Here is a 9,977-nt window from a genome sequence, read left to right on the forward strand (position 1 = left end):
GGACCGGTGGGCGGGTCAGCGGCGCCAGGACCAGACCACGAGCCACACGCTGAGCCCGAGGAGCCCCATCGCGAGCGGCACGTGCATCGCCACCGCCCCGGAGCCGCCCAGCATCGACTGTACGAACCCGAGCAGCAGGATCGCCAGGCTGGCCAGCGCGGGCCAGCCGGCTCCGCGACCCGGACGCCACACCAGCACGGCCACGATGAGCTGCACCAGCCCCAGCACGTGCACGACCAACGACCCCGTTCCGTGCAGGCCGGCGTCGGCGCCGCTCATCAGCTGCCCGGCCGTCACCCCCTGAGCGAGCACGGATGCCGTGTTGACGATGGCGACGACCTTGAACGCGGTCATGTACCCGCTGCCCTTGGCGACCTCGGTTACCACTGGACTTCTCCTTCGGCCTTGTATGAAGGCCTTCAGGATTCTCCCTGGCGGCGCGCGCGGCATCCGCCGGCCGTCGTCATCCCCGCTACGCCCCTCGTCGTACGTCAGCCCTGCCCGTGGGTGCCCGACGAGGCCAGCGGCGGCAGGATGGCCTGGGCGTCGGCGCCCCCGAACCACAGCCCGATCACGAACGCGGCCGTCGCCTCCAGTTGCATCGCCCGGTCGAGCCCTCCGCCGTTCAGCGGGGTGCAGCCGAGGTCGGCGACCAGCGTGCGGGCGGTGTCCATGGCGGCCGGGTCGTCGCCGCACAGCGGCACGGCCAGTGGCCGTCCGCCGAACACCGGCGGCGTCATCCGCCACACGTCCACGTGGCACAGGTTGAACGCTTTCACGACGTGACCTCCGGTGAGGTCGCGGATCAGGCGTGCGATCGGTCGCGTGGGGTCATAGCGGTCAGGGGCGGCAGCGTTGGTCACGTCGATGACGGGCTTGCCACGCATCGACGCCCCGGCGGCCTGGAGCACGTCCACGAGGCCCGCCTCCCTGACAGCGACCATCACGACCTCGCCGAACCGGGCCGCCTCCGCCCACGTCCCGGCCCGGACATCCGCCTCCCCGGCGACCACCACCCCTCCGGCCCCACCGGCCATCTGCGCCGACGACGTTTGCGGGGCCGACGCCTGCGGGGCCGACGCCTGCGGGGCCGACGCCTGCGTCGGAAGTGTCCGTCTGGCTTCGGCGCGCATCTTGTCGGCTCGTGCCGTGCTCCTGCCCGCGTCCCGCCCGCTGATCATGACCGTGTGGCCAGCTCTGGCCCACTGCGTGCCGAGGGCGTCCGCCATGCCGCCGGCGCCCAGGATCCCGATACGCATGTTCGTCCTCCTTCAAGTGATTTGCTTGGATGACGACGGTAGGGATCCCGTCGCACACCATCTGGTGCCTATCGGAGGCTTCGTTGTTCCTCGCCGACTGTCAGGCCAGACTCGCCTTCGACCTGATCGCCAACACCTGGAACGCGGTCGTCGTCTGGGCGCTTCGCCACGGCCCGCGCCGTCCGGGGCGGCTGCGGGAGGAGATCGGCGGCATCAGCCCGAAGGTCCTCACGGAGACGCTGCGCCGCCTGGAGTTCAACGGCCTGGTGGCGCGGCGCGCGTACGCCGAGGCGCCGCCCCGCGTGGAGTACGAGCTGACCGAGCTGGGCCGCAGCCTCCTGGGGCCGATCGAGGCGTTCGGCGTGTGGGCGTCCGACCATGCCGACGAGGTCATGGCCGCCCAGGACCTCCAATCCTCCGATCACTTCCTGTAAGAATCTTTAACCGAGAGTGACTTTCCCACTACCCTGGGTAGCGTCAGCAGTCGTCCGACACCCCTACCCAGGAGGTTCGATGTTGTCCACCTCTCGGCGGATCACGCTCGCCGTGCTCGCCGCCGGCGGCCTGGCCCTGTCCGCCGCCCCCGCCGCCCATGCCGTCGTAGACCCCCTTCACCTGGGCACCTGCCTGCTCGAGTCCACGGGCGACCTCACCACTCTGGTCGATCCCGCGTCGCTGACCGTGCCGGCCGAGATCCCGGCCGTCGGCTGCCTGCAGCCGTGACCGCCGCCGTCCCGGTTCATGACCCGTCGTCCGGCAGCGCCATGCGCGCGGGCGAAGAGCAGTGACAAGGAGTTTCGTTGAAGTTCGGTGTCCTGACCGCCGTCGCCGCCGCCGCGCTGGTGGCCGGCGCGTCCCCGATCCCCCTGGATCTGCTCGGCAACGGCTCCCCGCTCATTGACGTGGAGACCGTGGTCCAGCACGTCAACGTCCTGACGTCGTAGTGCGACTCGCGCAGGTGCCCGTGACCGCGTCGCCTACGAGGTCACAGAAGATGCCGGAACGGGTCGGCTACGTCATGTTCCTGAGCCGGTGGATCCAGGCCCCGCTCTACGTGGGGTTGATCGCGGCCCAGGTCGTTTACGTGTGGCGGTTCATGGCGGAGCTGATCCATCTGATCCATCTCGGGTTCGGCGGCACGCCGGCCGAGACCACGGTCATGCTGATCGTCCTCGGTCTCGTGGACGTCGTCATGATCTCCAACCTGCTGATCATGGTCATCATCGGCGGCTACGAGACGTTCGTCTCGCGGTTGCGCATCGAGGGCCATCCTGACCAGCCCCAGTGGCTCTCGCACGTCAACGCCAACGTGCTCAAGGTCAAGCTGGCCATGGCCATCATCGGCATCTCGTCCATCCACCTCCTCCAGATCTTCATCAACGCGGCCAGACCGGCCATCACCGACAGGGAGCTGCTATGGAAAACCCTGATCCACCTGACCTTCGTGGTCTCGGCGCTGGCGCTGGCGCTGATCGACCGGATGATGGAGGGCGGGCGGCCGCAACACGGCACCGGCGACGGCGTCAACCCCGCCGGCATGAAGGCCGCCTAGGCAGGCCGGCGCACCTCGCCGTGACGCGGTGGTGCCGAGGGTGGGGGTTCTGATGGGAACGAGGCGCTTCGTCGCCGCGGGGCTCGGGGCCGCGGTGGCGAGCGTGCTGTTCCCGTACGCCGCGCACGCCGTGGTCACGCCCCCGCCCACCGCGGCGAGCGCCCAGCCCTCGGAGCCCGCCACGGCCGCCGAACCCGCTGAACCGGCCGAGCCGGTCGAGCCGGTCGAGCCCGCCGAACCGGCCGAGCCGGCCGAACCGGCCGAGCCGGCCGCGGCCTCGGGCCAGTCGCTCGTCGGTGACGTGATCATCTTCAATGACGAGATCGTCGAGCCCGTATCGGCTCCGGTGAGCACGTGCGGCGGGCTGATGCCCGTGCTCAGCACCTCACCCGGTTCCTGCGACGGGGCCTCGCGCGTGTCCGACGACGACGCGTGAAGCCGTACGTGCCCGCCCGCGCGGGTGGGGCGGGCACGTCACCGGCAGGGTCGTCCATGCAGGATCGTCCATGCAGGATCGTCCATGCAGGATCGTCCGAGCAGGATCGTCCGAGCAAGATCGTCCGAGCAAGATCGTCCGAGCAGGATCGTCCGGCACGGGCCAGCTCAGCGGAAGAGGTCTTCCAGCACCGCGGCCACGCCGTCCTCGTCGTTGGAGAGCGTGCGCCGTTCGATCGCCGCCAGCACCAGGTGGTGCGCGTTCGCCATGGCGTAGCCGGCGCCCGCGTACGCGAGCACCGCCAGATCGTTGGGCATGTCGCCGAACGCCACCACCTCGCCGGCCTCGACGCCTCGCTCCGCGCAGAGCCGGTCGAGCGCGCCCGCCTTCGTCACCCCCGGCGCGCTGATCTCGAGCAGCCCCTCGACGCCGGAGTACGTCACCTCGGCCTGTCCCTCGACGGCCGCCACCACCGCGGTGAACATCTCGTCGGCGGTGTGCGCGGCGGACATGGCGAGCAGCTTGACGATGGGCTCGTTCTCGTCGAGAACCGACTTCACCTCGCGGTAGTGGGCGAGGTCGTGGCTGACGCGCCGGGTGTAGGCCACTTCGGTCAGCACGTTCCTGCCGGTCTCGACGGCGAGGCCGACGCCGGGGATGGCCTCGGCCAGGGTGGCGGCGACCTTTCTGGCCGCCTCGGGCGAGAGCGGACGGCTGTCGATGATCTCGTCGGCGGCCACGTCGTAGGTGACGGCTCCGTTGCTGCAGATCGCGATGCCGGTGACGCCGGTCTGCTCGGCGATCTCGCGGACGCCGCGCGGCGCCCTGGCGGTGACGAAGACGATCTCGGCTCCGGCCGCTCGTGCGGACCGGAGAGCCTTCCTGGTGCGTGGGGTGATGGTGCCGGTGGAGGTGAGGAGGGTTCCGTCGAGGTCGGTGGCCACGATGCGCGGCGAGATCACGGTGCTCACTCCGGCGATTATCCCCGGCCGTGCCCGCACGTAGGGTACGTGGGTGTGCTCCCTCCCCCGCCCTGATGACCGGGTCGCCTCGGCCTGCCGGTTCGCGATCGAGCTGGTCGCCTGGATCGCGACCCCGTGGGCCCTGGCCTCCTTCTCGGTGCCGCTGGCCGTGCTGTCCGTGGTGGTGCTGATCGCTTTGCCGACGCTCTTCTCCACGCCGGGCGACAAGCGCACCGTGATCGTCGCCGTGCCGGGTCAGGTGACGATCGTGCTGGTCGTCCTGCACGTGGTGGCGGCCGTGGCGGCCGCGTGGGCGGCCTGGCACGCGGCGGCCGCGGCGCTGGTCTCGGTGCTGGCCGTGGTGACGGTGGTGCTGGAGCTGCCGCGCTGGCGGTGGCTGCTGTCCCGTCCGTGAGCGCTCGTGGGGACGCTTCTCCGTTCAGAGTCGCAGCTCGGGCGGGAGCACCGCCGCCGCGTTCATGATCTCCAGGCCGAGAAGCTGCCCGGATTCGCCGTAGTCGACGATGACGTCGCCGGCTTCCGCCTGACGTACCGCCTCACCTGGTGACATTTCGTGCTTCATGGAGACGTAGGCGATGTCGTGTTCCTGGTCCACGCTCACGTACACCGTCCGCGCCCGCCGGCCCGACGGCGCGTCGTCCCAGCTCAGCAGGCCCTCCTTGGCCTCGTGGGACCCGGCGAGCGCCGCCCGCACCGTGACCATCGCCAGCCCGATCGCCTCCAGCGAGTCGAACGCGGTGACCTTCCGCTCGTGCTCCCACCCGGCGAGCCCGTCGATGCGGTACGGGCACGACCACTCGCCCGCCGGCTCCTCGTACGGCAGGCCGAGAGTGACGACGACGTCACGGGGCGGATCGGTACGCAGCACCAGCACACGATGGGCGATCTCGTACATGTCTGCTGATCTACCCCTAAGGCCAAGCGAGGAAGACTCGGATCGCACACCCTGTTCAGCAGGGGGAGTCCTGTCCCGTATCGTCGCCGGAGAACCGTTCTGCCACGGCCGCGCGGGGCCGGCCTGCCGGGGCCGGCTCCGAGGGTCGTGGCGGAGGTCGTGAGAGAGACCGGGCGAGCACCATGTCGGGGGCTGAAGCCCCGGGATCTCCGGCGAAGGAGGAGCCGATGAATGACACGTTCGGGGCGCGCCTGCGCGCCAGGCTCGACGCGCGCGGGCCGCTCTGCGTGGGCCTCGATCCGAGCCCGGCGCTGCTGCACGCCTGGGGGCTCGACGACTCCCCCGCCGGTCTGGAGCGGTTCAGCCGCACGGTCGTCGACGAGGTGGGCGACGTGGCCGCGGTGGTCAAGCCGCAGTCGGCCTTCTTCGAGCGCTGGGGCAGCCGCGGCATCGCCGTGCTCGAACGCACCATCGCCGACCTGCGCGAGGCCGGCACGCTGGTGCTGCTCGACGTCAAGCGGGGCGACATCGGCAGCACGATGGCCGCCTACGCGGAGGCGTACCTCGACCGGGGCGGCCCGCTGGCCGCCGACGCGGTGACGCTCAGCCCCTACCTGGGGTTCGGGTCGCTCGAGGGTGCGATCACGTCGGCCATGGTCAACGACGCCGGCGTGTTCGTGCTGGCCCGCACCTCCAACCCCGAGGCCGCCACGTTGCAGCGGCACGTGGCCGGACAGGTGATCGCCGCCGCGGCGGCGGCGAACGCGGGCCACACGCCGTTCGGGCCGGTCGGGCTGGTCATGGGGGCCACGCTGCCCGCGCTCGACGACTCGCTGGACGACCTCAACGGCCCCATCCTCGCGCCGGGGCTGGGCGTCCAGGGCGCCACCCCCGCCGACGTGGCCCGGGTGTTCGCGTCCGTCCGCCATGCCCTCGTGCCCTCGGTCTCCAGGGCCGTGCTCGCCGACCCCAAGGAGCTGCGCTCGCGCACGCTCGACTACCGGGACGAGTGCGCCGCCCGCCTGGGGGCGAAGGTCGCCGCTCAGAAGTGAGTGTCGACGCCGTACGCCTCCCGCAGCCGGGCCATGTCGTGCAGGTCGCGCTCGCGCGGCCGGTAACCCTGGTGGAAGTGCACCTGCTGGGCCACCGACAGGCAGGGCACGACCACGCCGTCGATCGCGCCGGTGGTGAAGGCGTCCGCCGGGTAGGTGAACGCCCCTCCGTGGTCGTCGAGGTGCTGCACGGCCGACCCGTCGGACCGGAACCACAGGGGGTGCAGGTCGAGCTCGCGGCCACCGGGACCGGTCATGACGAAGCGGGCGGGCCGGCCGGGCACGACGCCTTCGCGTTCGGCATAGGCCACCGCCCGGAGCGCGGCGATCACCGCGGGCTCCTGCTCGGCGCGGTGGAGCAGGTCGAGGTCGCCGTGCTCCCTGGTGACCCGGCCGACCAGCGCGTCGATCCCCCAGCCGCCGCCGATCCAGACCGCGCAGCCCGCTTCCCGCAGCGTCTCCAGCACCCGCAGCACCTCGACCGGCCCGAACATCCAGCCCCTCTCACCGGCCCGCGAGTCTAGCGGACCGGTCCCGGAAGGGGCCTCAGCCGGCGGCGCGTTCGATGACGCGGTTGACGGCGGCGAGCACCGCGTGCACCGAGGCGGTCAGAACGGAGGTGTCCTGTGCCGCGCCCCACGAGGTGACGCCGCCGACGCGGGCCTGCACGTACGCGATGGCCCGGCTGCCCCCGCCCGGGTCCAGGGCGTGCTCGGCGTAGTGGAGGATGTCCACGTCGACCCCGTCGGCGGCGAGCGCCGCGGTCAGCGCCGCCAGCGGGCCGTTGCCGGTCCCGTGCAGCGGCCGCCCCGACCGCGGCGTGCCGGCGAACACGTGGGTGCCCGGCGCGGTCTCGGCGGTGCTCCACTCGGCGAGCGCGCCGGTCTCCCCCGGCGCCAGGTAGGTGGCGTGGAAGAGCTCCCAGAGCTGCTCGGCCGTGATCTCCTCACCGCTGCCGTCGGTGGCCTCCTGGACGACGGAGGAGAAGTCGATCTGCAGCCTCCGGGGCAGTTCCAGGCCGTAGCGGGTGCGCAGCAGATAGGCGACGCCGCCCTTGCCCGACTGGCTGTTGACCCGGATGACGGCCTGGTAGCCGCGGCCCACGTCGGCGGGGTCGATCGGCAGGTACGGCACGTCCCAGGGCGCCTGCTCGGGCGGCACGCCCAGCTCGGCGGCCCGCTTGGCGTGGTGGGCCAGGCCCTTGCCGATGGCGTCCTGGTGGGTGCCGGAGAAGGCCGTGTGGACGAGGTCGCCCGCGTACGGGTGGCGCTCGGGGACGGGCAGGCGGTTGCAGTGCTCGACGACCCGCCGGATCTCGTCGATGTCGGACAGGTCGAGCATGGGATCGACGCCCTGGGAGTGCAGGTTGAGCGCGAGCGTGATCAGGTCGACGTTTCCGGTGCGCTCGCCGTTGCCGAACAGGCAGCCCTCCACCCGCTGCGCGCCCGCCAGCAGCGCGAGTTCGGCGCAGGCCACACCGGTGCCGCGGTCGTTGTGGGGGTGCACCGACAGGATCACCGCGTCCCTGCGGTCGAGGTGGCGGTGCATGTACTCGATCTGGTCGGCGTACACGTTGGGGGTGGCGACCTCGACCGTCGCGGGCAGGTTGTGGATCACCGGGCGGTCCGGTGAGGCGTCCCAGAGCGCGGTCAGGTCGTTGCAGATCTCCAGCGCGTAGTCGGGCTCGGTGAGGTTGAACACCTCCGGCGAGAACTGGAAGCGCACGTCGCGGTCACCCGCGAGCCTGGCGACGCGCTCGGCGGCGTCCATGATGAGGGCGCGCAGCTCGCACCGGTCATGACCGAGCACGACGTCGCGCCAGGTGGGCGCGGTGGCGGTGTAGAGGTGCACGACAGCGCGGGGCAGCCCCTCGATGGAGGCGAAGGTCCGCTCGATCAGGTCGGGCCTGGCGGCGGTGAAGACCACCACGGTCACGTCGTCGGGGACCGTTCCCGGCTGGGCCAGGTGGCGGACGAAGTCGAAGTCGAGCCGGCTGGACGACGGGTAGCCGACCTCGATCTCCTTGAAGCCCATGGTCGTGAGCAGGGCGAACATGCGGTGCTTGCGGCCGGGGTCCATCGGTTCGGCCAGGGCCTGGTTGCCGTCGCGCAGGTCCACGGGGACCCAGAGCGGGGCGTGCGAGATGTGCCTTGCGGGCCAGGCGCGCTGGGGGCCCACGGGCACCTCGACGCGCTCGTGGGCGGGGCGGTAACGGTGGTGGGGCATGCCGCTGGGGCGCTGCCGGTTCCAGTCGTACAACGTGATGCTCTTCCTGCTCCGTCGTGATGGGGCAGACCGGCGGGCACCCCTGATCACCGCGGCGGGGTGCCGGTCCGGTCAGGCCCCGCCGCGGCCGGGAAGGAACAGGCCGTACGACGTCATGCCCGCTACACTAGCCACACCACAGGTCCTCAGACAACCTGAGAGGTTGACGATGCCCCTCGGCGCCCTCCGTCCCAGCCCGCTCGTCGAACAGGCCACCCAGCACCTGCGCGCCCAGATCACGCAGGGCGAGTGGCCGGTGGGCACGCGACTGCCCGGCGAGAACGCGCTGGCCAGGACGCTCGGGGTGGGCCGGTCGACGGTGCGCGAGGCACTGCGGGCGCTCGCCGGGGCGGGGCTGGTGCAGGCCAGGCAGGGATCGGGGGTGTTCGTGATCGCGACGGAGCCCGCCGAGGACTGGCCGGCCCGGCTGCGGCGGGCCGCCATCACGGATGTCTACGAAGTCCGCGTCATCGTCGAGACCCAGGCGGTCCGGCTGGCGGCGGCGCGGCGTACCGGCGAGGATCTCGCGGCGCTCGACGCGGCGCTGGAGGCGCGGGAGCGTGCGGCGGAGGGCGACGACGCCGCGTTCGTGGACGCTGACATCGCCCTGCACGCGGCGCTGGTGGCGGCGGCGGGCAACCCGGTGCTGGCTGACCTGTTCGCGGAGTTCGCGCCGGCGCTGCGCGAAGGGCTGATCGGCCTGGTGGAGATGCTGGGACTGCGGGCGCGTCACCGCGCCCCTGGGCAGGAGACGCACGCGGCGCTGGTGGCCGCCGTCCGGCGCGGGGACGCCGGCGCGGCCGACGGCATCCTGCGGGCGGAGCTGGAGGAGACGCTCGCCCACCTGCACGGGGGACGCGCCTGACGGTCAGCCGGTGGGGCCGGCGTCCGGGCGGACGACGTCGTTCCCGTTCTCCTCCTCTCCGGCTTCCTCCTCCCGCGTGTCCTCATCGTCAGGAGGGTCGGCGGAGACGGGGCGGCGGCTCCTCGGCGTGCCGGCACCCGACCGTTCGGCGACGACGTCGCTCTCCCCCTCGACCCCGCCGACCGCGTCCGGCAGGTTCTCTGGTTTCTCGCTCATGGTCACCATCTGCCCATCAGGCGCATCATGAGACCTCCGGCGAGCGGGTCACGAGGCGAGGAACTCCTCGATCTCCTGGCGGGCCGGCATCGACGTGCTGGCACCCTCGCGCTGCACCGACAGCGCCGCCGCCGCCGAGGCGAAGCCCAGGGCGTCGGCCATGGCACGCCCCTCCGAGCGGGCCACGGCCAGCGCGCCCACGAACGTGTCGCCGGCCGCCGTCGTGTCCACCGCCTTCACCTGCACCGCGGGCACGCGCAGCCGCTCCCCTGACCGCGATCCGTGCAGCGCGCCCTCCGAGCCCAGCGTGATCACGGCCTCCTGGACCCGCTCGAGCCGGCACCCGACCGTTCGGCGACGACATCGCTCTCCCCCTCGACCCCGCCGACCGCGTCCGGCAGGTTCTCTGGTTTCTCGCTCATGGTCACCATCTGCCCATCAGGCGCATCATGAG

Annotated in this window: 15 protein-coding genes and 1 pseudogene; 8 read left to right on the forward strand and 8 right to left on the reverse strand. The window is 72.0% G+C overall.

Annotated features, from left to right (window positions below):
* Positions 1–15: 15 nt before the first annotated feature.
* Together E1292_RS47235 and E1292_RS47240 are read right to left on the reverse strand one after the other, a co-directional pair.
* Entirely contained in the window at positions 16–387 is a 372-nt protein-coding gene (locus E1292_RS47235; RefSeq protein ID WP_132606335.1) for a hypothetical protein, read from the reverse strand.
* A 104-nt stretch (positions 388–491) separates the two neighbouring features.
* The gene (locus E1292_RS47240; RefSeq protein WP_132606336.1) at positions 492–1,259 is read right to left on the reverse strand and encodes an NADPH-dependent F420 reductase; all 768 of its coding nucleotides are present in this window, start codon (positions 1,257–1,259) and stop codon (positions 492–494) included.
* Positions 1,260–1,288: 29 nt separating this feature from the next.
* Here E1292_RS47240 and E1292_RS47245 point away from each other — a divergent pair, with 29 nt between their 5' ends.
* From E1292_RS47245 to E1292_RS47260, 5 genes are all read left to right on the forward strand, one after another.
* Positions 1,289–1,693: a winged helix-turn-helix transcriptional regulator gene (locus tag E1292_RS47245; RefSeq protein WP_132606337.1), complete on the forward strand. Its 405-nt coding sequence runs from the start codon at positions 1,289–1,291 to the stop codon at positions 1,691–1,693.
* A gap of 79 nt (positions 1,694–1,772) precedes the next feature.
* A complete protein-coding gene (locus E1292_RS47250) occupies positions 1,773–1,982 on the forward strand; it encodes a hypothetical protein (protein ID WP_132606338.1) in 210 nt (69 codons plus the stop codon).
* A 77-nt stretch (positions 1,983–2,059) separates the two neighbouring features.
* Complete coding sequence (locus tag E1292_RS51990) at positions 2,060–2,203, forward strand: hypothetical protein (RefSeq protein ID WP_165975127.1); 144 nt, start codon at positions 2,060–2,062, stop codon at positions 2,201–2,203.
* A gap of 50 nt (positions 2,204–2,253) precedes the next feature.
* Entirely contained in the window at positions 2,254–2,811 is a 558-nt protein-coding gene (locus E1292_RS47255; RefSeq protein ID WP_132606339.1) for a TIGR00645 family protein, read from the forward strand.
* A gap of 52 nt (positions 2,812–2,863) precedes the next feature.
* Positions 2,864–3,247 (forward strand): hypothetical protein, encoded by a 384-nt coding sequence (locus E1292_RS47260; RefSeq protein ID WP_132606340.1) that lies wholly within the window; start codon positions 2,864–2,866, stop codon positions 3,245–3,247.
* A 167-nt stretch (positions 3,248–3,414) separates the two neighbouring features.
* Here the strand turns inward: E1292_RS47260 and E1292_RS47265 are convergent, their stop codons facing one another.
* Positions 3,415–4,218 carry a Cof-type HAD-IIB family hydrolase gene (locus E1292_RS47265; RefSeq protein ID WP_246090906.1) on the reverse strand — a complete coding sequence of 268 codons (804 nt, stop codon included), beginning with the start codon at positions 4,216–4,218 and terminating at the stop codon, positions 3,415–3,417.
* Between the two features lie 43 nt (positions 4,219–4,261).
* Between E1292_RS47265 and E1292_RS55315 the strand changes: the two genes are divergently transcribed.
* Positions 4,262–4,624 (forward strand): hypothetical protein, encoded by a 363-nt coding sequence (locus E1292_RS55315; RefSeq protein ID WP_132606341.1) that lies wholly within the window; start codon positions 4,262–4,264, stop codon positions 4,622–4,624.
* A gap of 24 nt (positions 4,625–4,648) precedes the next feature.
* Here the strand turns inward: E1292_RS55315 and E1292_RS47275 are convergent, their stop codons facing one another.
* Complete coding sequence (locus tag E1292_RS47275) at positions 4,649–5,125, reverse strand: DUF2283 domain-containing protein (protein WP_132606342.1); 477 nt, start codon at positions 5,123–5,125, stop codon at positions 4,649–4,651.
* A 227-nt stretch (positions 5,126–5,352) separates the two neighbouring features.
* On the opposite strand from E1292_RS47275, the gene pyrF reads away from it, so the two are divergent.
* Positions 5,353–6,177, forward strand: coding sequence for an orotidine-5'-phosphate decarboxylase (gene pyrF / locus E1292_RS47280; RefSeq protein WP_132606343.1), 825 nt, complete (start codon positions 5,353–5,355; stop codon positions 6,175–6,177).
* Here the strand turns inward: pyrF and E1292_RS47285 are convergent.
* Both E1292_RS47285 and E1292_RS47290 read right to left on the reverse strand, forming a co-directional pair.
* On the reverse strand, positions 6,168–6,671 hold the full coding sequence (locus E1292_RS47285) for a nucleotidyltransferase domain-containing protein (protein ID WP_132606344.1): 504 nt from the start codon (positions 6,669–6,671) through the stop codon (positions 6,168–6,170). The genes pyrF and E1292_RS47285 overlap by 10 nt on opposite strands.
* Before the next feature lie 52 nt (positions 6,672–6,723).
* Positions 6,724–8,403 carry a 2-isopropylmalate synthase gene (locus E1292_RS47290; protein ID WP_132606347.1) on the reverse strand — a complete coding sequence of 560 codons (1,680 nt, stop codon included), beginning with the start codon at positions 8,401–8,403 and terminating at the stop codon, positions 6,724–6,726.
* Between the two features lie 208 nt (positions 8,404–8,611).
* Here E1292_RS47290 and E1292_RS47295 point away from each other — a divergent pair, with 208 nt between their 5' ends.
* On the forward strand, positions 8,612–9,307 hold the full coding sequence (locus E1292_RS47295; protein WP_132606348.1) for a FadR/GntR family transcriptional regulator: 696 nt from the start codon (positions 8,612–8,614) through the stop codon (positions 9,305–9,307).
* Positions 9,308–9,310: 3 nt separating this feature from the next.
* Here E1292_RS47295 and E1292_RS47300 read toward each other — a convergent pair whose 3' ends face one another.
* Together E1292_RS47300 and E1292_RS47305 are read right to left on the reverse strand one after the other, a co-directional pair.
* Complete coding sequence (locus E1292_RS47300; protein WP_132606345.1) at positions 9,311–9,523, reverse strand: hypothetical protein; 213 nt, start codon at positions 9,521–9,523, stop codon at positions 9,311–9,313.
* Between the two features lie 48 nt (positions 9,524–9,571).
* A pseudogene (locus E1292_RS47305) lies at positions 9,572–9,841 on the reverse strand (PfkB family carbohydrate kinase); the annotation flags it as partial.
* Between the last annotated feature and the right edge of the window lie 136 nt (positions 9,842–9,977).

Source organism: Nonomuraea deserti, from assembly GCF_004348685.1.
Taxonomy (GTDB): Bacteria; Actinomycetota; Actinomycetes; order Streptosporangiales; family Streptosporangiaceae; genus Nonomuraea; species Nonomuraea deserti.

What these genes read in the sequence shown, in the direction of transcription:
- E1292_RS47260 (WP_132606340.1), top strand. Translation starts at nt 2,864, where the DNA reads ATGGGAACGAGGCGCTTCGTCGCCGCGGGGCTCGGGGCCGCGGTGGCG.
- E1292_RS47285 (WP_132606344.1), bottom strand. Translation starts at nt 6,671, where the DNA reads ATGTTCGGGCCGGTCGAGGTGCTGCGGGTGCTGGAGACGCTGCGGGAA.
- E1292_RS47290 (WP_132606347.1), bottom strand. Translation starts at nt 8,403, where the DNA reads ATGCCCCACCACCGTTACCGCCCCGCCCACGAGCGCGTCGAGGTGCCC.
- E1292_RS47295 (WP_132606348.1), top strand. Translation starts at nt 8,612, where the DNA reads ATGCCCCTCGGCGCCCTCCGTCCCAGCCCGCTCGTCGAACAGGCCACC.
- E1292_RS47255 (WP_132606339.1), top strand. Translation starts at nt 2,254, where the DNA reads ATGCCGGAACGGGTCGGCTACGTCATGTTCCTGAGCCGGTGGATCCAG.
- E1292_RS47245 (WP_132606337.1), top strand. Translation starts at nt 1,289, where the DNA reads ATGACGACGGTAGGGATCCCGTCGCACACCATCTGGTGCCTATCGGAG.
- E1292_RS47275 (WP_132606342.1), bottom strand. Translation starts at nt 5,125, where the DNA reads ATGTACGAGATCGCCCATCGTGTGCTGGTGCTGCGTACCGATCCGCCC.
- E1292_RS47250 (WP_132606338.1), top strand. Translation starts at nt 1,773, where the DNA reads ATGTTGTCCACCTCTCGGCGGATCACGCTCGCCGTGCTCGCCGCCGGC.
- pyrF (WP_132606343.1), top strand. Translation starts at nt 5,353, where the DNA reads ATGAATGACACGTTCGGGGCGCGCCTGCGCGCCAGGCTCGACGCGCGC.
- E1292_RS47300 (WP_132606345.1), bottom strand. Translation starts at nt 9,523, where the DNA reads ATGAGCGAGAAACCAGAGAACCTGCCGGACGCGGTCGGCGGGGTCGAG.
- E1292_RS47240 (WP_132606336.1), bottom strand. Translation starts at nt 1,259, where the DNA reads ATGCGTATCGGGATCCTGGGCGCCGGCGGCATGGCGGACGCCCTCGGC.